The 23,937-nt window shown below is 41.8% G+C and carries 12 protein-coding genes; 2 read left to right on the forward strand and 10 right to left on the reverse strand.

Features of this window, described 5'->3' with window-relative positions:
• Positions 1 to 7 precede the first annotated feature (7 nt).
• From FNH22_RS14420 to FNH22_RS14440, 5 genes are all read right to left on the reverse strand, one after another.
• Complete coding sequence (locus FNH22_RS14420; protein ID WP_185154233.1) at positions 8 to 3,352, reverse strand: VCBS repeat-containing protein; 3,345 nt, start codon at positions 3,350 to 3,352, stop codon at positions 8 to 10.
• A gap of 109 nt (positions 3,353 to 3,461) precedes the next feature.
• Entirely contained in the window at positions 3,462 to 5,225 is a 1,764-nt protein-coding gene (locus FNH22_RS14425) for a RagB/SusD family nutrient uptake outer membrane protein (RefSeq protein WP_143399109.1), read from the reverse strand.
• Between the two features lie 11 nt (positions 5,226 to 5,236).
• Positions 5,237 to 8,728: a TonB-dependent receptor gene (locus FNH22_RS14430; protein ID WP_143399110.1), complete on the reverse strand. Its 3,492-nt coding sequence runs from the start codon at positions 8,726 to 8,728 to the stop codon at positions 5,237 to 5,239.
• 83 nt (positions 8,729 to 8,811) lie between these two features.
• Complete coding sequence (locus tag FNH22_RS14435) at positions 8,812 to 9,891, reverse strand: FecR family protein (RefSeq protein ID WP_143399111.1); 1,080 nt, start codon at positions 9,889 to 9,891, stop codon at positions 8,812 to 8,814.
• 244 nt (positions 9,892 to 10,135) lie between these two features.
• A complete protein-coding gene (locus FNH22_RS14440) occupies positions 10,136 to 10,720 on the reverse strand; it encodes an RNA polymerase sigma factor (protein ID WP_143399112.1) in 585 nt (194 codons plus the stop codon).
• A 526-nt stretch (positions 10,721 to 11,246) separates the two neighbouring features.
• On the opposite strand from FNH22_RS14440, the gene FNH22_RS14445 reads away from it, so the two are divergent.
• Both FNH22_RS14445 and FNH22_RS14450 read left to right on the forward strand, forming a co-directional pair.
• Positions 11,247 to 12,005, forward strand: a complete 759-nt coding sequence (locus FNH22_RS14445) for a sulfite exporter TauE/SafE family protein (protein ID WP_221420278.1) — start codon at positions 11,247 to 11,249, stop codon at positions 12,003 to 12,005.
• Positions 12,006 to 12,138: 133 nt separating this feature from the next.
• Positions 12,139 to 16,362, forward strand: coding sequence for a S8 family serine peptidase (locus FNH22_RS14450; RefSeq protein WP_143399113.1), 4,224 nt, complete (start codon positions 12,139 to 12,141; stop codon positions 16,360 to 16,362).
• On the opposite strand, the gene FNH22_RS14455 is transcribed toward FNH22_RS14450, so the two are convergent.
• The 5 genes from FNH22_RS14455 to FNH22_RS14475 form a co-directional block, all read right to left on the reverse strand.
• Complete coding sequence (locus tag FNH22_RS14455; protein ID WP_143399114.1) at positions 16,363 to 17,085, reverse strand: DUF4197 domain-containing protein; 723 nt, start codon at positions 17,083 to 17,085, stop codon at positions 16,363 to 16,365. It abuts the gene before it with no gap.
• Between the two features lie 48 nt (positions 17,086 to 17,133).
• Complete coding sequence (locus tag FNH22_RS14460; RefSeq protein ID WP_143399115.1) at positions 17,134 to 18,759, reverse strand: hypothetical protein; 1,626 nt, start codon at positions 18,757 to 18,759, stop codon at positions 17,134 to 17,136.
• Complete coding sequence (locus tag FNH22_RS14465; protein WP_143399116.1) at positions 18,752 to 19,306, reverse strand: RNA polymerase sigma factor; 555 nt, start codon at positions 19,304 to 19,306, stop codon at positions 18,752 to 18,754. The genes FNH22_RS14460 and FNH22_RS14465 overlap by 8 nt, the downstream gene beginning before the upstream one ends.
• Before the next feature lie 66 nt (positions 19,307 to 19,372).
• Positions 19,373 to 20,977, reverse strand: a complete 1,605-nt coding sequence (locus FNH22_RS14470) for a hypothetical protein (RefSeq protein WP_143399117.1) — start codon at positions 20,975 to 20,977, stop codon at positions 19,373 to 19,375.
• A 190-nt stretch (positions 20,978 to 21,167) separates the two neighbouring features.
• The gene (locus tag FNH22_RS14475; protein ID WP_143399118.1) at positions 21,168 to 23,900 is read right to left on the reverse strand and encodes a contractile injection system tape measure protein; all 2,733 of its coding nucleotides are present in this window, start codon (positions 23,898 to 23,900) and stop codon (positions 21,168 to 21,170) included.
• Between the last annotated feature and the right edge of the window lie 37 nt (positions 23,901 to 23,937).

The following is a 23,937-nucleotide window of genomic DNA, read 5'->3' on the forward strand; positions in this document are numbered from 1 at the left end:
GACTTGATCATTGAGTTTCACTCAGTATTTGAAGTTTATCATTGTTTTTGGCGACTACGTATAGGGTGTTTGAAGCTCCTTTAAGTGAAACAATCCCCCTTACATCACCTTTAACCAGCACTCCTAGCTGTTCTCTTGACACTGGCGTAAATTCTCCCGTTCCTTTGCCAAGAAATAACTCTCCTGCACCGGCGTCAGATTGACCGAACTCAGCTCTGAATGGAAAGAAATTACCTGCTATAAATACATCAAGGTTACCATCTTCATTAAAATCATCTATCACTATTCCATGAACTACTGAAAACTGAGCATTTACCGGAAGGAGGGACAGTTTGAATTTATGGTCTCCCAGGTTTTCAAGTAAACTGGTTTCTGTGGTAAACACTTCATAAACTGAGCTTTCTTTAAGCAATTCAGCACCAACGATATCTTCCATCCGGGCATCCGCAAAATCTGCGTATTTGAGGAATTTTTTTGATATATAGTTCATTTGCGAGGTTAACTCATCTTTAGAGTGAACAGGATATGATACTCCGTCATAGTACATACATAAGATCGGGTCAACCCTTCCGTCTGTGTTAAAGTCGAATGTGTACAATTGAAGCGGTTCAGATGCCGAACATTTGATTTGAGTATTTCTCCCCAGGTTCCCCACTATGAAGTCAATATCACCGTCATTATCAAAATCACCGGCTTCAATTTTTTTCCAAAACCCATTTGATTTTTTAAGGCTTAACGGATCGAGTTTTTCCAAAACTCCTTCATGATTTTTATATATTGTTATTGGCATCCAATCACCGATCACCACTAAGTCCAACCAAGAGTCATTGTCAATATCAACCCAACTGGCATCTCTTACCAAACCCAGGTCTTGAAACAAATTGCCCTGATCGCCACTCAGCAAGTTGAATCTTATCTCTGATGTTCCATCAGAGCCTGTATCATTTATTAAAAGTGTACTACTTGTGGCCATTGGGTAACGGCCCGGAATACTGCCTCCACCAAGGAAAAGATCAACATCACCATCTTTATCATAATCCGCTGATGCTATAGCACCTGTATTGATCATATGCCTTGGGAGAGCATGCTCTATTTTATTGAAACGCCCTGCACCCATATTACGATAAATTCGTGCCTGGAAAGCTCGTGGGTTCCGGAACTCATTACCTCCGCTGGCTACATATAAATCCGGTTTACCATCTCCATCAGCATCTAAAAATTCACAGGCCACATCTTCAAATAAACTGTCCATCTGCCAGGGGTGTTGTATACTCTCTGTAAACCCATTCAATGTTTGCAAAAACAATCTTCCTGCTTGCCCACTGGCCCCTCCTACAAAAAAATCTTCTAATCCATCATCATTCACATCAGCCCTGGTTAAACATGGCCCCAGCCGTGATTGCTGGCTGATTAAAAGCGGTTCATATTTAAAGTCCACAAAGTCATTTTCGGTGTGGGTGAATCCCAGATTAAGCCGATCAGAAATATCAGAAAAAAACGGTGTGCGTTTATTAGTACTTACTCCCCTGGCCCTGCTTGCTTTGGATTGCTCACCTGTAAACACCTGGTTAGAGGTTATATTTTGAGAGACTGTCACCAGGCTATCAGGGCCCGGCCATAGTATCCTGATTTCATGCACTATAGAATCAACCCCTAATCCAAAATGGATCATATTATCTACGGAAGATTGATACCCACGTACCGGATATGCCTCCCTGTATTGCTGATGATTCTGGCTTTTTACATAAATTTTAGCCCCTAAACCAAACGGATTCTTATTATCCCCCTTGAGCCTGACCATAAGGTAATGGGTGTTGGCAGAAGTATTTTCATATACTCCAACCGGCTCATGTATATTGCTTACTATGAGGTCCAGGTCTCCGTCATTGTCCAGGTCGGCATAAGCGGCGCCTGTCGATACTATTAGCTCCTTAAACCCCCAATCAACGGTCATATCACTGAACTCAAGACCATTGGTATTCCTGAAAATATAGTTGCTTATTTTTGTTGAAGGCATCTTTTGTACCAATTCCTTCAAGGGCATATTTTTCCTGTAGGAATCTGTTGTTGAAATATCCCGCCCTTGCGATCTTGCCTCTTCCATGGCCTCGGCTACCTCATAGTTGAGAAAGTCCATATTGGTGTAGTCTCGCACATAACCGTTTGAAACAAAAAGATCCTTTAGTCCATCGTTATCATAGTCAGCCAGAAGGGCGCTCCAGCTCCAATCCGTATTTGATACTCCGGCCAACTGACCTATTTCACTAAAAACCGGATTGTCATCCAAGCCTGCTCCAATATTAAGGTGAAGCATGTTTCGCATATTTTGATGATGATAACCTACCCGGACAGCCAGCTGATATTTATCGTATTCATCGGGGCCTTTTAGTAGTTTCAGGCGGTGATTGTCTTTTGGCAGCATGTCAAGTGTCATGACATCAGGGCGAAAATCATTATTGATATCCGCGATATCCAGGCCCATGGAAAATTTAGAAAGATGATCGAATGCTTTATTAGTAATGTCTAAGAAAGTCCCGTCTTTGTTATTGAGGTATAAATAATCTTTTTCCTCATAATCATTAGTGACATATACATCCGGCCAATGGTCAAGATTAATGTCGCTGACAACAATCCCAAGACCAAAATTGATACCTCCTCCAAAAATTCCTGCTTCGGCACTTACATCGACGAACCTGTTATCGTCATTTCTGTACAGCCTATTACCAAACTCTGGATGCCGTGTACTTCTCAATTTATCTACATTCGCATAGGAAGAATAAACTATCCTGGCGTGGTTAAGTAAAAACATATCCAAGTCACCATCCAGATCATAGTCAAAAAATGCGGCCTGTGTAGAAAGTGTTCCCTGTGCATCCAGTCCAAAGTGTTGTGCTTGTTCCGAAAAAACAGGTATTCCATTTTTATCCAAGCCCTGATTAATAAACAATTCATTGGCCCTGTCTTCTGTAGACCCTGAGTGACAAACGTATATATCGAGTAGTCCATCACCATTTACATCGGCAACACTTACACCGGTAGTCCAGGTTTTTCGCCCTGCTACACCAGCCTGTGACGTGATGTCCTCAAAACGCATATCACCTCGGTTAAGGTAGAGTTTGTTTTCTACGACGTTCCCTGTCAGATAAATATCCGGTAACCGATCGTTATTGAAATCACCTATTCCTACTCCCCCACCGTTGTATAGGTATTCATAGGACATGACATTGAGTTCCTGATCTTCCTCAAATGTATTATTGAATGAGATACCAGTAGTTGAGCTATTTAGTTTTACGAAAAGAGTATCGTGACCTTTTTCCTCCCCACAAGAGAAAAGTAGCGTTATTGAGAACAAAAAAAAGATACGCCTTATACACATACAAAAAAACAGCTACTACAAAAACAAAAGAGTAACCTGATCATTAAAATGATCAGGTTACTCCAAAAAGATCATAATTAGAAAACTACCACCCCGGATTCTGCGGTAACAGGTTCGGGTTTTTATCTATTTCGGCCTGGGGAACGGGAAAGAAGTAACGTTTATCATCCCAGGTTCTGTCTCTGCCAGGGAGATCAAATTCAGAGTAGGTAAATCCCGCACCGCCATCTATTCTATACGGAGACTGATTGTTTTCCCGGTCCAGGTTATAATTCTGAGCCTGGGCCAAATCCACAGGAAGCGCCCTATGCCCACGCATGGGTGAATTCAAATAGACCGGTGCAAGCTTCCACCGTTTAAGGTCGAATAATCTATGTTCCTCAAATGCCAGTTCAACCCTACGTTCGTTGATAATTTTGTCGCGCATATCGGTCTGTGACAATCCAACGGTAAGATCAGGCTGCCCTGCCCTGGTACGGACTTGATTGATAGCGTCATACACAGCTGCGTCGGGGCCTGAAGCTTCATTTCTGGCCTCTGCAAACATGAGTAGGATATCTGCGTAGCGGATAAAGACATCGTTGCCATCATCTCCTTGGTTCACGAGGGCATTTGTATTTAACTCCTCATTTTGAATTTTACGCCCCAAACCATAACCTGTGGTGATCTTATTTCCGGCACCGGGTAAATCAATGGCATGCTGGCCGTCATCGGTCAATTGTTCAAAAGTGTCGTCATCATCATTCCAGATCTCCACCCTAAACCCTTTATATATCTGTCCATTATAAATTACTGTTGCCTCCAGGCGTTTATCACGGTTTTCATAGGGGCGATTGGGATCATAAATAGAAAGTGGGTCTGTAATAGTACGTCCGTCTGTAGTTTCAAATGAGTTAACCAACTCCGCTGTTGGGAATAACCCTCCCCAGCCACCACCATCTGGTCCGGCATCTGCTATTTCCCACATGTAAGAGGTATTGGTAGTCCTGTTAGGTGCAGAAAACTGCCTGTCCCAAATGATCTCTGCATTCCCTTTGTCCCTGATGACCCTGGCAAAATCCGAATGCAGGCTATAGGCATTTAAATCAATCACTGCTTTGGCTGCATCTGCTGCGGCTGTCCATCTTGCAGCATCGCCTCCAGGTGTATGTAATGGACTGGCCAGGTAGAGTAAGGCCTTTGCTTTTACAGCCATGGCTGCTCCCTTTGTAGCCCTCCCTGACTTCACATCCGGATTCGGCAAGTCCGGAATGGCTAAATCCATTTCAGAGACAATAAAACTAATCACGTCCTCAAAGCTGCTACGGCTCACAAGCAAATCATCATTCAGTGTATACTCCCGGTCAATGATAGGCACATCCCCAAAAAACTTGGCTAATTCAAAATGTGTAAACGCACGTAAAAACCTGGCTTCTGCCTTCATTTGAGCATTGATATCGGGATCATTTGTGGGTACTTCATCCACTCTGTCAATCAACACACTAGCCTTTCGAATTAACGAATATCCTTCTCGCCATTGTTCCGAAAAATGAGCATCTGATGATGGCGTGATGGTGTTTTTAAGATAATTTTGAATGAATGCGTCCAGCTTTCCGTCACAATCATCCGAAGCGCAATCGAGTGATGAAAAACTTCTCGACCATTCATTGCCCTGAGGCTGGTCCAGCCGGGCTCTACTCGACAGCAGGTTTCCATAAATACTATTGAGAAATAAGTCAACCAATATTGGATCATCCCAAACCGCACTTTCATCCAGTCTGTTTAACGGTTCCTGGTCCAGGAAATCATCATTACAGGATAATGCCAGAACGGTACATAAAAAAAGTAAAGTATGTAGTATTTTTTTCATCTCTTCAAAATTTAAAACTGAATACTGGCTCCAAAATTCACTACTTTCATTTGTGGAAAATACCGTCCGTCTGCGTTGGAATTTTCAGGATCACCAAACATATCGGTAAAGGTCAAAAGGTTTTGACCCGAGATATAAACGCGCATGGCATTAGCCGAAATTTTCGCTACCAGGTTTTGAGGAAGGGAATAACCAAGTTCAACATTTCTCAGCCTCAGGTACGAAGCATCCTGCAACCAAAAACTCGACTGTTGATCAGCATTCTGTCCTGGGTTGACCAAAATCCTGGGCATACCTCCACCTGTATTTTCAGGTGTCCATCTGTCAAGCCATTCCTCTGCAGCGTTACCCCCATTAAAGAACGCCCCTATAGCCTGTTGTGTCAGATATTGATCCACTCTTGAAGCCCCTTGAAACAAGAAACTGAGGTCAAGACCTTTATAACTTACACCTCCTGTAATGCCATAGACCAACTCGGGGATATTACTTCTGCCAATAGGCCCACGGTCCTCATCATTAATGATGTTATCATTGTTAAGGTCTTTGTACCGGATATCTCCCGGAAAAATGCCTGAAGAACCATCAGGGCCTGTAGTACCTCCTAATGCTGTTTGGTCGGGAGCATTGTCAATCTCTTCCTGATTTTGGAATATACCTATGGCCTCATAGCCAAAAAATTGGTTTAAGGATCTGTTTTCTCTTGATAATCGGTCCGGAACACTTTCTGCTTCTTCCAGGTTTATCACTTTGTTCCGGGCGTAGGTAACATTACCCCCAATGTTATATTGGAGGTCTCCGATTTTCCTTTTATGTGTTAAAATTACTTCAATGCCCCTGTTATGGACTTCACCCAGATTTTCAGCGGGAAGTATCGCTCCAAAAGTCTGAGGTACTGCGAGGTCTCGTCTGGCGAGAATGTCTGTCCTGACATCGTAAAAATAGTCTACATCCAGCGATAGTAATCCGTTGAAAAAGTCACTTTCCAATCCAACATTAAATTTCGCCACAGATTCCCAGGTTACATTCGGATTAGCAATAGCACTGGGAGTAAGTGCAGGAACCAGTTCGGAAACGCCATCGTTTAAAAACGAATAGTCTCCCAAAATACCATCTACAGCGGTAAATGAGGCAAAATAAAGGAACCTGGAGGTTTGATTGTTTATCACTAAATTATCATTTCCAACCACCCCGTAAGACGCTCTCAGTTTCAAAAAATCAAGCCAGGAAACACCTTTCATAAAATCTTCAGAAGATACTACCCAACCTGCGGCAACGGCAGGGAAGAGGCCAAATCGTTCTCCTGACGGGAAATTTTCCGAGCCATCATACCGGAAACTAAACTCGAATAAATACTTTGAACTGAGGTCATAAGTAAAACGACCGACCAACCCTCGCCTGGCAAAATTCTCTGCTTCTCCGGTATAGGTCTGAGTGGCAATATCCGTGTTGAAAAAAGCATTGTCGATAGCCTCAGCAACGAAGTTTTGGGCAAATCCTGAGAACTGATTATTCATGGTTTTTGCCTGTGAATAAATCAACAATCCCGAAACGGAACTATTACCAAAAGAATTTGCATAGTTCAAGTGCAACTCGGGTGTAAACCGTTGGCTTTGGTTAAACGACTCCCTCAACGTAGGGGGCCTAAAGGGAGTGGGTTGTCCCTGAGGTGTGAACTCTATCACCCCGGTATTCCAATTTTTTGATGACGTATAGGACCTGTCATAAGCAACTACTCCTTTCACCTTTAACCCCTCAATGGGCAGCTCTTGCTCCAAAGACAGTTTACCCAGAAAAACGGTTTGACTGGAACGATTGTAGCCATTTTCATCGGTGATGCCGGCTACTGTGTTCTGGTATGGACTTGTTAATCTGAAGGTGCCGTCTTCGTTATAGGGACTGACAATTGGAATATTTCTCAGCAACCCAAAGAATAAATTATCGGTAGTTATATCAGGTTGTTCCGTATTTTCTAATCTGCCTGATAAATCCATTGACAATTTGGCGGTACTGGTTACCTGGGCATCAATATTTGAACGAATATTGTATCGCTTAAAATTATTATTATCATATAACCCATCCTGATCCAGGTAACCCGCAGATACAAAATAACTTATATTCTCTGTACCCCCACTCACGTTCATATTATGCTGGTTCATGGTACCATGATCATTAAGGGTTATGTCATACCAGTCCGTATCGGGGAAGTTGAAAGGATCATCTCCGTCAATATGACTCTGTATTCTATCGTCATCAAAAAGTATTGCACCACCGGCATTTACCGAAGCCTCATTTTGTAATCTCAGGTAATCTGCTGCCCCAACATATTCAGGTAGACGTGCCGGAGATTGGAAACCCAGGTTATAGCTATAGCTAAACCTTGTCTTGCCACTTGCACCTCGTCTGGTAGTCACCAGTATCACGCCGTTACCGGCCCTGGATCCAAATACAGCGGCCCCGGCATCTTTAAGCACATTTACAGACTCAATCTCATTTGGGTCCAATTGCGTGAAATCTGATTGACTCCTGGGGATACCGTCAATTACAAACAATGGCCCGGCATCTCCGGGAGTACCAATTCCACGGATAAAGATATTGGCATCGTCCTGCCCCGGCTCACCACTTCTTTGCGTAGTAATAATACCCGGAAGGTTACCCACCAAGGCATTGCTAAGGCTGGCAACAGGTGCCTTCTTTAATTTATCTCCACTAATAGAAGCAACTGAGCCCGTCACATTGACCTTTTTCTGAACACCATACCCAACTACGACTACTTCTGTTAATGTTGCAACATCTGGCAATAAGCTTACATCTACCTGTGTCCTGTTAGCTAAAGGAATTTCCTGTGTGAGATAGCCAAGAAATGAGACGGATAAAACAGCATTCTCATTTGAAACTGTAAGCGTGTAATTCCCTTCTACATCTGTCGTAGTCCCATTTGTAGTTCCTTTTTCCAGCACAGTTGCTCCGGGAAGGATACTACCATTCTCATCGGTAACTTTTCCCGAAACCGTGAGGTCAACCGCCTGTTCAAACACCAGAGGCTGTGTAATGGATGATCCGGCCATACTTGTCTCACCTGACGCTGATGTATCAGCGTCAGACCGACGCCCCAGATCAAGCGTACCTTTTCTTTTAAGTTTTTTCACATTCTTCTTTGAGTCACTTGTGGCATAGACCACATAGTGCTTGCCATCTATCTTGTCAAATAGAAGATCATAGGGTTTCAATACTTTTCTCAGTAATTCATCGGCATTGTCACCTTCCAACTCCATTTCTACTACCTTGCCGTCTACGGCATCCAGGTTGTAGGCAAATTTGATGTCAAATCGCTCACCTATTTGTTTAAGAACATCATTAAGAGGTTGTGCTTTTTGCATTTCCGGTTTGGCATTAAGCGACGGGCTGGGTCTAACGGAAGCAAAGCTCTGTGCATCAATTTGCATCGTAGAAAAGAAAATTAATACCAACAGGATCTTACCAGAACGTTGTAAGTGTTTGTTCATAGATTTAATTTTAGGTTTAACATGGATAATCCTGTCAGTCTCGATGCGTCCAAGCGAAGTGGATTGACAGGGTTATTTCTTTACTAATTGTCTATAATAATCTCATTTTCATTTTTGGTTATTTCCAAATCGAACGAACGAGCAATTACACGCAGAATCAAGTCCAGGTCAGTAGATTGGATCTCTGCCTCGAAGAGCATATTCTGAATTTCATCTCCCTGAACGATTACATCGTAGCCATATCGATCCTGTATTGTTTCAAAGACTTTACTTAGGGGTACACCATTAAAAACCAACGTCCCATTCTTCCAGGAAGAATATAGCAATGTGTTTGTCACTTTTTTTGTAATCGTATTATCTGTTTCGGATACCTCTACCAAATCTCCGGGACGCATTGTAACAGATTTTGCGTGATCGTTAGTAGAAGGAAGGTTGATCTGGACCTTCCCTGACTCCAATACCACCTGGGTCTTTCCGCGACGATTATTCATGTTAAATTCGGTACCCAGCACTTCCACCTCAATACGATTGGAATGCACAATAAATTTCTGATCGCTTTGAGTATGCACAACAGAAAAATAAGCCTCACCCATCAGGTTTACATGACGTTCATCATCGTGTAGCCAGGAAGCTGTGAGGGCAAGTGTGGAATTAGCATTTAAGGTAACATGTGATCCATCCGGTAGTATTACCTCCTTTGTCTCTCCAAAATTCGTAGTGTATAAAATTGTTTCACTACGGGTATAGTGAAAATAAACAGTAGTAGATACTACGATCAATGTTATTACTGCCGCCAATTTATAAACCCATTGGAAAGGAGAACCCTTTACCGGAAGTGAGTATATCACAGCCTCTTCGACAGCATCATCGACCTGATCATCCATCTCTTCTCTGGACAAATTCAATTCATCAGACAGCGCTTCCATCTGTATCTTGGCTGCAATCTTTTCATAAATAGCGGTCTCATCCAGACCGGACACAGAGGTTTTAAAGCCAATACTTCTAAGGAGTGTTGATGCCTCCATTACATCCTCCTTTCGTTCCGGATGTTTAGCTATCCATTCCTGCCAAAATTGATTTAATTCCTCTGTTGGATTAAAAACCCAATCCTGAAAATGAGAATCCAACAATAGTTGCATAAGAGGTGAATCGGCTTTTTTCATATGGATAGCATTATATTCACTAGGGGCGCAAAAAGTTGAAACGTCCTCAAAAAAAATTCACTTTTTTAAAAAATCATCATTTATTCACTCTATTGAGGTGCAATTGATGCATTATTAGCAGCAAAGAACATAAAATTGATACGCTTATGGTTGTAAGGGTTTTGACTTTAACCCACTCTAATGGAAATTCATTTTATGTGTAAAATCACCTAAAAAGGAAAGATAAAGCCAGAAAGGCTATGGCTTACAATTCGAAAAGAGAAAGGAGCAAAACAAGGGACATCTCATCCTTAAGGGTGATCATAGCCCTGTAGATAAGATTTCTGACAGATTTAGGGCTCATAGCCAATAACGCTGCAATCTCGGTATTGGGTAAACCATCAAAAAAACGTAACGTGATGGCCTCTTTTTGACGCCGCGTTAGCTTATTGAGTGATTTGAGCAGTCGTTGTTGCTTCTCTTGCGTAATTTGCCGGTTGATAAGTTCAGTCTCACGTGAGAAGACAATTTCAAAGTCATAGTCCTCCAGAATATTCCGACTTAAGGGTAACTTGCGGCTTTCTATGAGTTTTCGGATCACTTTTCTTTTGATCCTCTTAAAGAGGTAGAATTTTACTGATTTGACATGCGGCAAATTCTCACGCGATTTCCATAGCTCAACAAAAAGATCCTGGATACTGTCTTCAATAAGCTCCTTATTATTTGTGATTCGACTGGTATATAAAAACAGGTCTTGTATGTAAGTATCGTAAAGCGCTTTGAAAGCTGGTTCACTACCCGTTTTCATGGTACTCCATAGTACTTCAGCAGTCGCCACTGACTGTTTCAAAGTATTTTTCGAAGAATCAATATGAGAAGCCTTAGTCTCCAAAATTAGGATAGATCAACTGTATTTAAGAACAAGACTGAGATACTAAACATGTCATATTTAATGAAAAATTATGTCAAATTCAAATGTGTAAAACGTTTGCACGGCTAACTTAATGAAATTTCATCCGTTGTCAGTAACCGAATTATAGTTGATGAAGCTATTCCGTTCAATGAGTAGAGGTAGTAATGGATGACCAGGCGATGATTTCCATTCATTTGGAAAACTGTGTGAATATCAGACCATCAAATCAATGTCAAAGTACTAATCGAACGGTTGTTTTCTATGCTTTGAATGAGCTACGAATACATTAAAACGCCTAAAAACTTCACATTTATTACGAGAAGAGAACCGTAACTATGCAATTTATGGATATGCCCGGTTATACAAACACACCATATGTCAAAGTCCTCTCCTCTTTAGGAATGGTTAGACCAAAATTATTTACCTTCATCCGCTTATTGAGTAATGCTACGGTAATAATATAATGGAAGCAGTAAATATGGTGGACTTATTGATTTTGGCGGGTGCCGGAATTATAGCTGGTTTTATTAACGTGGTGGCCGGAGGTGGCTCATTGATTACCCTGCCCCTTCTCATTTTCATGGGTTTGCCTACTGCAGTAGCTAATGCTACAAACCGGGTGGCCATTTTTTCACAGAATATTTTTGCCGTTGCCGGCTTCCGTTCAAAAGGGATCTCTGCATTTCCCTATAGTCTCTACTTGGCAATATCCGCATTAATGGGTGCCATCATTGGGGCAAAAATATCGGTAGATCTGGATGATGAACTTTTTAACAAGATCATCGCGGCTGTAATGATCATGGTGGTGGTATTAACCATATTCAATCCTAACAGGAAAACGGATGGAAATGATGAAAGAACCGATGTCAAATCTACCGTGATCGGTGTGATAGTATTTTTCTTTGTAGGCATTTACGGAGGCTTTATACAGGCAGGCATAGGTTTTATTATGATAGCCGCCTTGACTGGGGTCAACCGTTTCAGCTTGGTAAAAACGAATAGCGCCAAAGTATTTGTTGCTCTGGTATATACTTCTGCTGCTTTGGTAGTTTTTATCATTGAAGACGTCATAGACTGGCCGCATGGACTGGCTTTGGCAGCCGGTAATTCAACCGGTGGATGGATAGCCAGCAGGTGGTCTGTTAAAAAAGGAGATAAGTGGATCAAACGTTTCCTGATCGTGACGGTAACGGCATTAGCGATTAAGTTGTGGTTTTTCTGATCTGATTTACGCAAGACCATCCGCGTCGCACGTCACATTATGTGTAATTTCATTGCCGGAAAACTTAATTATTCTTTAATTATCAGTGTATCAGTCAACAATGTTTACTTAAATTGGGTTTTTAATATTAACAGTGGAAAAGGTAAAGTTGGTGAACAGAGGTTTTTTAGTCTTATTTTTTTGCTTATACATTGGTCAATTGTTCGGACAGACAAAAAAGCCCTACGCGCTTCCGGAGCACGTGTCTGTACAGGATTATTCCGATGAAATGATCATCGTTCGATTTCAGGAAGGGTATAGTGTTAAATCAGCGAGGAATAGATTTACAGGAAGAAGTGGTCAGCGTGAATTACGACCTGCCATTCAACACATTTCTACCACTGAAACTACTACCGGCAGGACGGCTGCACATCCGTTAAGCAGTATTTATAAAGTTACTCTGAAAACAGGTGAAGACCCGATTGTAGTAGTGAATGAATACCTTCAACGTGAAGATGTATTGTATGCAGAACCCTACTTCAAACACAAACCATTAATTGTTCCCAATGACCCTGAAGCAAGCCTGTCCGGTGGCAGGCAGGATTATCTGGAAGTGATCAATGCTTATGACGCCTGGTCCGTTGAAAGGGGTGATACAAGCGTAGTGATCGGAATACTGGATACAGGCGCTGAAATTATGCATAGCGATCTAACCAATAATATTGCCTATAACTATAATGATCCTGTCAATGGTGTGGATGATGACGGGGATGGCTTAGTGGATAATTTCGCCGGGTGGGACATAGCCGATAATGATAACAACGTGGCGGCAGACGCGGACAGTCACGGCACCAGGGTAGCCGGCACGAGTTCAGCCTCGACGAACAACGGGTTAGGCATAGCGGGTGCAGGCTACAATTCAAGGTTTTTACCTATTAAGGTATTTTCCAGCTTTGGTAATTTCTTTTCCGACGGTTATTCCGCCATTTTATTGGCTGCAGATCTAGGGTGTAAAGTGGTCAATCTTTCCTGGAGAACTTCCGGTGCATTTTCCCAGTTCGCCCAGGATGTGATCAATTATGTTGTTCTTGAAAAAAATGTGGTGGTGGTAGCTGCCGCCGGGAACAGTAATGTGTTGGAAAACACCTTTCCCGCATCTTATGATAATGTACTTTCTGTTGCAGCTACTACTGTAAATGATGAAAGGGCACCTTTTTCTTCTTTTGGATATAACGTAGACATGACCGCCCCCGGAGTGAATATATTCAGCACAAATAATTTCAATAGTTATGGTAACATTAGCGGTACGTCCTTTTCTTCACCATTGGTGGCAGGAACAGCCGCACTGATCATGGCACGCTTCCCGAACCTTACCGCCCAACAAGTGATGGAACGCTTGAGAGTGACGAGTGATGATATTTACTCTGTTGGTTCGAATATGGCTTTCGATGGTTTACTGGGGAAAGGACGACTGAATATGCTTGAAGCGCTTACCAACAATTTCTCTCCTTCTGTTCGCATCCAGGATTTCAACTATGACAATGGTACAGGGCCCTACGCCTTTTATGGCGACACACTGACCTTGAACGTGCGCTTTCAAAACTTCCTGTCACCCACCTTTAACGCAACCGCTACTATCAGTTCAGCATCACCCTATGTCCAGGTATTAGCGTCAACGGCTAACCTTGGAGCTATTCCTACTATGAGTGAAACTAATAATTTCAGTCAACCTTTTCGCATTTTATTGAGTGATGATTTACCGAACAATGAAGTCATTGTGTTAAGAGTAGATTTTGAAGATGGGTTTTACCGCGATTTTCAACATATCACTATCACCAGCACACCGGAATATATCACTTTTGATAATAACCACCTTCAGCTTACTCTTGACAGTGACGGGGATCTGGGGTATAGCAAAGAATTTTTAATTGGGGGTATTGGATTCAGCCAGGGGGATGTAGATCTACTCGATAATATTGGTTTAATAACTGCCATTCATCCGGATACTGTGCTCGATAATGCTCCAACAAATCTTGTGCTTGGCACAAAATCGAAAGATTTTATTCAAAATAAGCGCATCAGGTTTTATAATAACTCAGTGGCCGACAAAGATGCGCGACTGACATTTATGGACCGACCTGAAAACGATAATTCGCTCGGTCTGAACATAGATCAGAAAACACTGGCCTGGGACAGCAGCAGTTTTATCATCCAGGAATACCGGGTCAGTAACACAGGTACGGCAACGCTGAATGATCTACATCTCGCCTTATTCGCAGACTGGAATTTGAACAATCAAAACTTCAATCGAGCAGACTGGCATGATCCACTGAAGTTAGGATACGTTTTTGATGCACTGTCTGACACGTTGTATACCGGCATTGCACTGTTAACAAGTCAAACTCCAATCCAATATGCCATCAATAACAAAAATTTCAATGGAAATGCTACCGATATTCCTACATTGTTAAACGACAGTGTTAAATTCAGTTTAGTGTCGCAGGGCATTGGCAAGGAGACTGCCGGCACGAACAATACTGGAAACGATGTATCACAGATCACAGGTGGTACCATTACACAGTTGGCAACTAACCAAAGTGAAAAACTGGCTTTTGCCCTGGTGAGCGGTAATAGCCTGGCTGACTTGATCAGTGCAGTGAATGAAGCACAACTTCATTACAACGAGTACCTCAGCTCCCCTCCATTACTTGAGGTATTTTTCGCCTGTTCCGGCGAACAAGCCATTGTGAATCCCTCAAATGGTGAGACGTTTGAATTTTATAATGATGTTGCGCTTACAGACCTGGAATTTACGGGACCCGAATTTACCAGTCCGATATTGACAAATGATATTGTATATTATGCTGTAAATAAAGACAAAAGCTTTGATGGGGACATCGTACGTGTCATCGCACGCCCTAAACTTGTGCACGCTGACTTTAGTACTGATTCTTCACCACTTTTATTGGATGAAACCGGCGAGAACAGCGTTCAGATCACAGATAGAAGTATTGATCCGGTGGCGTGGGAATGGAATTTCAGCCATGGGTTTCAGTCGAATGTACAACATCCTTTGATCAGTTATACAGACAAAGGCTCTTATGGTATCGAGGTGACCGTAACGAATGATCTAGGTTGTACGGAAACTATAAGCAAATCACTGGAAGTAGATTACCGCAGTAACTTACCGGATCTAGATGACTTTATGATCTGTAAAGGTGAAAACATCCGTTTTGATCCTGCCAACGCAACCAATATAGAAGTTTACAGTGATGGTGATTTACAGCACCAGATATTTTCGGGTACTGAATATATTTCGGGCCTGATCTTTAAGGATACGATTTTTTATGTCATCAGCCTGGATTCTACTTATGCCAGTAACGTTAAAAATGTAGAAGTTGAAATAAGTGATGTTAAGGCAGATTTCATACATAGACCTGATACATCAGATCTGACCAACCCACATATTATCCAACTGGAAAACCGGAGTCTCAACAACGCACTTTTTTTCTGGGTGGTCAACGATGAGTTACTTAAGGTTAATGCCGATGCTACCTATGCATATGACATTAACACACCGTTTGAACTTAAACTGATCGCTGAAGATATCAATGGATGTTTTGACGAACGTATAGAAATAGTAACACCATCTGCGGCAGCTAAACCTGCATCGATGACTACTGAACTTTGTGTCGAGGGAAGTGCAGTTTATACAGCCATGGAAAGTAATTTCTTCAATTTTTATGCTGACGCATCTGCCAATCAGCTCATAGGTAAGGGAAGTATATTCTCATTGGAAGATATAAGTAAGGATACGATGATATACTTCACGGACAACCAGCTATATGGTGAAAGTGAAATCGGAAGTTTCCAGGTAGGCGTATCCAACGTCAAGTCCATGTTTAGTCTACCTGCAAAAGAATTAAACCTGGCAGCAGCTAATCATGTGACCGTCTCCAATGAAAGTGAAGATGCTTCTATTTTTACCTGGAGGGTAAACGATGTACAAGTTTCTACAGAACCATCACCAATCTTAGCATTTAGCGAGCCCGGAGAGTATTTGGTTGAATTGATCGGCAGTAATGAAGCAGGTTGTGAAAGCCGTTTTAGCCAGTCGTTACGTGTAGTTAGCATCACTTCAACCGATGTACTGTCAGAAGGTGTGATCACTTTTTACCCCAACCCTGTAACAAATCTGCTTACTGTAACTGCCGAACAACCTTCGACCTTCACGATCTACAATACCCAAGGGAAGCGCATGCCACTGATCAAAGTCTCAAACCAGACCCTGAATCTTTCTTCTTTATCGCCAGGGATCTACGTACTGGAAATAAGGCATGGCAATGACATGACCCGCCAAAAGATCGTGAAAAAGTAGTTAGTTGTCTTGTGCTGAAAAAACTTTTTTAAGTAAATCCGTTGTCCTGGCTACCGGATCTTCACGTATATTTTTTTCCTCCTGAGCGACCAGGTAAAAAAGTCCTTCAATCGCTTTATTAGTAGCATAGTCATTGAGGTCAGGATTTACTTTATCTACAAAAGGCACTTTATTGTAAGTAGTAATAATGTTCGAATAGTATTTGGTAGCATTTGTCTTTTTTAACGCACTTTCTACAATGGGTCCGAATTTCAGTTTGAGTTGATCAGAAGTAGTACGTTGAAGGTAGTTGGTCGCAGCATTATCTTCTCCCTTTAATATTCCCCAGGCATCTTGAATGGTCATCGCTTTGATGGCACTGACAAATATGGGTTTAGCCTCTTTGGCTGCCTCTTCTGCACCTCTGTTTAATGTCATTACAAACCGATCCACTTCTTTATCCAACCCTATCTGCCTAAGCTTATTTTCCACTTTTTGTACATCAGGCGGGAAAGGTATTTTGATCTTTGGGTTCTTGAAGTAGCCATCCAGCTTTGATGCCTGGGACGATCCTTTGGAAGCCCCGTTAATAAGTGCTTCTTTAAGGCCGGAAGCTACCTGATCGGCGGTCAGCTCATTACCAACCAAAATATCATTAATGGTTCCCAGTGACTGATTGATCTGAGTAGTAGTACAAGCAGCCAATAAGACAATAACAAAAGACAACAGATGGAATACCTTCATACGGTTTATAGATTTTAACTTAAAAGTAGCAAAGATCCATGATCGCCACTAGAGTTTTAAGGTAAAACCAAAATTCAGGCCAAATCCATACGGTTGAATATAAAAAGGTGTACTCAAGTCATCAGAAAGTTGTAGTGAATAGTTAAACGTAGGCTGTGCCAGGAATCGGAATCTTCTGTCATTGGGGTATTCTAACCGGTAGAACAGATTATAAAATAAATACAGATCAGGTTCCTCAAACAAATCTGTAGACTGTTTTGTCAATGACTTATGTATTTCCATTCCCGTACCTATAAAAGAGGCTACTTTTTCACCAGGTAGCCTGTACATTCCTCCAACCTGAATACCCAACGTTTGGATCTGGTGCTCATAACTTCTTTCCTCTTCACCTAAACCAGGGGTAATTACAAGAGCATCTCCGGCAGTTCTTGATGCTACACTATCCACCGTCTGCAGATAATAGTTAATTGTTTGTGTCCGTTGAAAATATAAAGCGCCGGCAAACAGGCTGAGCCTGGGATGGACAACATGTGTAATTCCAGCCTCTACCCTTACGCCCATTCTTTTAACGGAAATAGCCGGTATTTTCTCCACCGCTCGGATCAGCTGATCATCATTCTGGTTGGTTGTTACACGGTTATAGGTAAACGTAGGCATAAACTGCGTATAAAAAGTAGTGCGGCGCGCCGACCAGTCCACTTTTTCCTTTTTACGGATTTCTTCTTTCGGTCCATCCGTTGTGGTCACCCCCACTCTGGTAATTGATGTGGGGGAAGGTGTATCAAAGGTATAAGCCCAATCCAGGCGCCTGAGGGCATAAGGAGTGAAATCATGCTTGCTCCAATGATCCCTGTCACTGCTGTTATTATCAGAAGATTGCCCATTTGAACTTTGCACTCTACCCTGAGTGTAACCAGTTAATAAAAGCGAATTGTCAACACGATCTGTCGTCTGTTTATCAAATGGGTCATCGTTTTTACTCAGAACACGGTCATTCCTATCCCGGTCAGCAACTGCCAAACGGTTTTGCAGATGACCAACGCCCTTTTCCGACCTTGAGGAAATGTCGTCTGGCTGAGATGTTTCTGTCATTACCCCGGGTGTTTTATCATCAGACCTTTCAACCGCTTTGTTTTCATCCATTACCCCGGTCATGTTTGCATCAGTCACCTGAGCGGCACAATCCATTTGACGAGTGGTTTCCAAATCACTGGTAAGGTCATTATCAAAACCCTGCTTTATCGCATTGACATCGGCCAAAGCCACACGATTATCAGGGGCCCTTTTCACCCCGGAGGACTTCTCATTTACTTGATTTATCTCTTGCTGCAATGGAGAGGAATTAAGATCATTATCCGCGATTTCAGGATTCATATTATTCAACGCCATCTGCTCATTTAGAGTGTTTAAATGCTCTCTATTCGACCCATCCTCATCTGTAATAATACTTACAGGGGTGTCTGCTTGTGTTTGATTAGCATCTATCCAAACCCATGTGACAACCCCTGTAGTCAGCAGAAGTAATACTACGGCTGCGGGTAAAATAAATCGATACCAGGGCGTTTTTTCTGTTGGCAGTTCTTTTTCAATGAATCCCCAGGCATCATCGCCCGGGTCTTCTTCATATCCTCCTAACCTGTCCCTGAATTGGTCTTCTACATTCTTTTCAGCCATATTTTTCAAATTTATCAATCCCTAAAAGCTGCAATTTTTCCTTGAGCATTACCTTGGCCCTACTCAATTGAGATTTTGAAGTGTTTTCAGTAATATCAAGCATTAGCGCAATTTCGCGATGTTTGTACCCCTCAATTACATAGAGGTTAAATACCATGCGATACCTGTCAGGGAGCTCATTGATCAACTCTAATAGCGTACTATTATCCAGTTGTGCTACAATGTCACTTTCCTTTTCAGTAAAATTTTCCACAGTATCTACGCCCAGATAGTCATGGTGGCGCTTATTCCTGTGATAGTAGTTGATAGAGGTATTAATAGAGGTCCGAATCATCCACCTTTCCAAATAGAGGTATTCTTCTACACTGCTGATGCCCTTAAAGATTTTTACAAAAGCCTCCTGAAAAACATCTTCTGCTTCCTCCCTGTTGGCAGTGTACCTTCTGCATATTCCCATTATGCGTGCTCTGTATAGATCAAATAACATTTTTTGGGCCCGTCGGTCATTTTTTCTACATTTTTCAAAAATCCGATACAAATCCTTCATAACAACAGTGTGTCACCCCTCTCACAGGAAGGATGACACACAGTTAAAAGCCTGTTGATCAATTTATCATTGTATTGTGATATCCACTACTGCTTCATCACAGAACAGTACGCCATCAATTTCTTCACATATACGGTAAACCAGTGTATCTTTTGTTTCCTGTGTACCGATCGCAGGTGAATACCACAAAAGTTTATCGTCCATCCATGCCTGACCATGCTTAACATTCGTGACAATTGATATGTCGGCATTAGAGAGATTCGTGAATTGGTCATTATCCATTACTCCGAACGTATAGGTATCTCTTTGCCCTAGAACTAACAGGTTATAGGCATCATTTATTCCCTGCACCAGGTCAGATTGCGCAGCTTTAAAGTTAAAGGTGACCGTTGCTATATCGCAATTCTGATTTTTACAAACCTCATATGTCATAGAATCACTGTACGGACCTTTGGTCGCATCATAAAAATAATATAGTTTATTTTGTAAAATGTCGGCTGGTCCAAACTTGGCCGCTTCGATGATCCTTACAATATCAGGTTCAGAATCACCAAGGCAGAGCAAATCATTCACTAAAATATCGACTTCGAGATCCCCCCAAGGATCAGTAGCTGATGGTGCAAGAGGCAAATAGTAATTATATACATCATCCTTGGCCTCAAACTCACATTGTGATGAAGTAAAATTAAAGGTAACCTTTGCCCTGTCGCAGTCCTGATCTTTACAAACCTGATAAACCAGGGAATCACTGTATGTACCTTTACTCAAATTTGGCCAATAAACCAATCTATTCCCTTGCTGGATAGCTGCATCTCCAAACTTGGTGGTTTCAACAATACTGACCGCATCGGGTGCAGAACCATTGAGGCAAAGAATATCATTCACTAAAATGTCAACTTCCAATGCTGTCTGACCATCAAGAGGTAACGTGTAATTATAAACATCGTCTTTAGCTTCAAACTCACAAGCGGGTGCTTCCACGGCAATATTAACAATACCGTAAGAACCGCTGTCAGGTTCATTGACACGATTGACTTTATATACAAGGGTGGCAAATTCAAACCCCGATCCAGGGAAAAATCGAAGTTTTTTATCTTTTATATCCGCCTCTTCCCCAACACCAGGTGTTTTAACAATAGAAACTTCCAGGTCAGCAAGGGATACATTACACAGAATGTCATTAGCAAGTACATCCACAGTGACCATCTGCCCGTTCGTTAGAACAGCATTGTCTTCCAGCGCAAAAATAGCACACGGGAAGTCACTTTTATCCTGGGAAACAACGATGTCAATAGTACCGGATTTGATCACCTTATCATCCGTATCTATAACATCAAAGCCTACCGCATCTTTGCCTTCTAAAAAGTCCTCATCCGGTTTATAGCTGAACAGGTTATTTTCAACATTTTTAAATTCACCGTTATCAGGTTCATCTGTAATCTTCACAGATACAGTTTCCTGCGTTTTCACAATTCTGTTAAAATCAATGACAGATGAGCTATTAGCAAGTACCTTGATGTCTCCTGAAGATAGCTCCACGCCATTATCTGAGCTTAAAGCATCTTCTTCAAACGTATCGCACCCATAAACGGAGATCAGAACGATAAGTATGATAAAAAGAAAGCTGTACTTAAGCGAGTTTTTAAAATTTGGGTTTTTAATAGTTTTCATGATGGGATTAAAATTAGTTTGGGGTTTCAAATAGCCTTGACAGCCCTCCCTGAAAAACGGTTGCACCCTTAGGCAAGATTTTTCTTTTTTTACGAAAACATAATAGTTTGATGCATAGGTTTTCACCACAGAAAACGGCAAATGTTCCTTTAACTTACGGCATAGTTCCCTAAAGGGTTTGGCAAAAAGCCTACCTCCAGTCCACGTGAATAGCCTTTTTCATCCAGGGCAATCTGATGAGTTTAAAGGACCATGGAATTTTATCCAGCAACATGTCATAGGCGCGTTCTTCCACTTTTATCGACCAGGCCTGTTCACTCTGACGCAAACGACCGTCTCGTATTAAAAAGGAGCCCCTGAAATTGGAAATACTTGAGCTTTTGATAACATCCCAATTCTGTATGGCACCCTGAAGCAAACCCTCACTGGTTTCAATCTCTTCTTTCGTAAGTAAAATGTCTTTTTCTACCGGGACAGCAAACGGCATACCACACATCAGCTTGTTCAGTGTCATTTCATACTCCTTGCCTTCCTGCTGACCATACACCAAAAAATGCAGTAAATGGACCGCACGCTGCACACTATATTCATCTTTAAAACCCTTGCGATCGTCTGACAAAAGATTCAACAGTTTAAAATAACGACTTAAAAAGGGATATAAAATGACCAGTCCGGCATTCTTAATATAAAGTGGTTCGCGAGATATTTTTTCATCGGTTGTTTCCAGGCCATCGGCAAAAGTACTTCCAACTTCTTCCGGCTTTTCAGTACTAGTGAGAGAAGGGGATCCATCCACCAGTTTAATAATGGCCTCCTCCAGTTCGATTTCAATGTCTTTGAAAATCAGAGTTAGATCAGCAGAAGGAAGCGTTTCGAAAAAACCCTTACTCTCGGCAGAAAACGTTCGAATGAACGACTCTACCAGCTCGTTAAGGCTAAAAGTCACTATCTGCTCTATCTCTTTATTGATTAGCCATTGGCGTATGAAATAAATAGTGTCATCAGCTCGCCGGGTCATTTCATCTAAGCTTATTCTACCTATTTGCCGTACCTTATCATTGATCACTACTGTCCTGAATGCCTGTATCCTGGAAAGAACATCGGCTTTCGTTTTTTCTGAGAATTCACGATTAATCCTCATTACCAGCCGAACCATCTGCCCAGGGGTTAAGTCTTTTACAATCTGTTCCAGGCGCTGCGGAAACTGTTCTGCAAACTGTACTGTGTATTCTTCTATTGACGGTATATGCTCCACAGGGTATATCCCAAAAACAAAGAAATGACGTAGTACAAAATCATCATACACAAGGTTGAGGTTAGCCTTATCCACCGAATCAGCAGTGCCTGCTTGCTTTTTTAAAGTTGTAAGGACTTTTGAGAGATTAGAGGTACCACGAGCAGTCTGGATGGCTTGCTCTATAAAAGCGGTGGGTAGGGAAAGCTTTTTACTTAGTACATCTAAAAACTGTTTAACCAATTCTTCTACTTTGATTGTATCGGCTCTACCATGCTGCCTTTCTTTTTTTATCAGTCCATCCAGTACTATTTCAAAAATAACCGGTTTTAAAGTAGAGACAGAAATATGGCGCCAATACTCCTCTTCTACCAGGACCATCATTTCTTCTACTATTTGTTTAAATGAGGTAAGACGGGTGGGTGCCTGAGATTTTACCACGGCCCAAACATCTGCTTCTGTCAGTTTTTCTATCCATTGTAACTTCCTGGATCTGACAGACCAGTCTGAGAATAAATCTTGCAATGAAACCTCCCCCACCGACAGGCTAAGTAATACCTGATCTGCCAGCGTTTCCTTATCCTTTTCTAATGATCTTTCTCCTGTCAGGTCCGATTCTGATCGTTTTTCAAGTTCAATTTGCTTATCAGATACTTCAGGCTCTGACAGGCTTCCAGTGTCCGCTTCATATTGTAACTTCTCTTCATCACTTTCCGAATCCGTTTGATATAGTTCGGCAGATTGGTTTTCAGGTGCTTGTTTCTGATCCTCAGAAACTGATCTTTTAGTTGTTTTTAACTGTTCATACTGTTCCTCGATGTAAGTAGCAATAATACTGGTACGCGATGCAATCAATGCTTCCTGTAATTCAGTATGTACTATGCTCATTAAAGTAACATGGTCTATAGACTCTCTTTGACTTACTACGGTAAAGAACTTTAGTAGCAATTCTTCCGAACGTAAAACCAGCTTTTTCTCTGCAATTACGAGTTTGATAGTTTCTTTCCAGAATATCTTTTCCAGATACTGAGAGGTAGAGGTATATTTTTTAATAGGCCGAAGACGATAGAGCTGTTTAATTTCTTTCACCAAGGGTCTGACAATCGCTATAGCACTTGTTGAATGGTAATTTATGAGGGTAAGAAGGTCTTCTGTTCCAAGTTGCGCGATCAACCGATGTAACATCACAGGTTGTTCAACTGATTCTAAAAGTATATCCCGGGTTATTTGCGGGTCTTCCATATGGATTTCTTCGAAGCTTTCTATTAGTGAAAAGGAAGGTGCATGAAACACTTCAGGGGCCCACCATGGTAATATCCCAGTAGTAAGAAATGTCTTGATCAATTCTTTTTTCGACTGAATTGGTGAGACAACCTCTACTTCGGCCTGATCACCAGTCTCTACCTGTTCGATGGTTCTCAACAAGTATTCCTGTAATTTGACTCTCAGGTTATATTCTAATTCAGACTCTATACGAACCAGGTCCAATTCACCCAGGTCAAGTTCTATGCCTGGTATCCTTATTACTACTTCTTCAGGACATACATCGTCAAATACGCGCTCTACAATATCTATCAGGCGTAATTTGATAACCTGCATTAAACGCTCCTGAACCTCCCTGGCACTTTCTTCTTTAAGAAGCTTAACTTCAAAACGATAATTACCTATATGGTGCGCGGTGTCTTCCATGAATAATGATAAGTGGAAGATAGGAATGAAGCAGGTT

Origin of the sequence: Fulvivirga sp. M361 (genome assembly GCF_007097395.1) — a bacterium.
Lineage (GTDB): Bacteria > Bacteroidota > Bacteroidia > Cytophagales > Cyclobacteriaceae > Fulvivirga.

Bases quoted from the DNA above. Each gene is read 5' to 3' on its own strand.
- FNH22_RS14455 (WP_143399114.1), bottom strand. From the start codon at position 17,085: ATGAAGGTATTCCATCTGTTGTCTTTTGTTATTGTCTTATTGGCTGCT.
- FNH22_RS14460 (WP_143399115.1), bottom strand. From the start codon at position 18,759: ATGGCTGAAAAGAATGTAGAAGACCAATTCAGGGACAGGTTAGGAGGA.
- FNH22_RS14475 (WP_143399118.1), bottom strand. From the start codon at position 23,900: ATGGAAGACACCGCGCACCATATAGGTAATTATCGTTTTGAAGTTAAG.
- FNH22_RS14445 (WP_221420278.1), top strand. From the start codon at position 11,247: ATGGAAGCAGTAAATATGGTGGACTTATTGATTTTGGCGGGTGCCGGA.
- FNH22_RS14425 (WP_143399109.1), bottom strand. From the start codon at position 5,225: ATGAAAAAAATACTACATACTTTACTTTTTTTATGTACCGTTCTGGCA.
- FNH22_RS14470 (WP_143399117.1), bottom strand. From the start codon at position 20,977: ATGAAAACTATTAAAAACCCAAATTTTAAAAACTCGCTTAAGTACAGC.
- FNH22_RS14435 (WP_143399111.1), bottom strand. From the start codon at position 9,891: ATGAAAAAAGCCGATTCACCTCTTATGCAACTATTGTTGGATTCTCAT.
- FNH22_RS14465 (WP_143399116.1), bottom strand. From the start codon at position 19,306: ATGAAGGATTTGTATCGGATTTTTGAAAAATGTAGAAAAAATGACCGA.
- FNH22_RS14430 (WP_143399110.1), bottom strand. From the start codon at position 8,728: ATGAACAAACACTTACAACGTTCTGGTAAGATCCTGTTGGTATTAATT.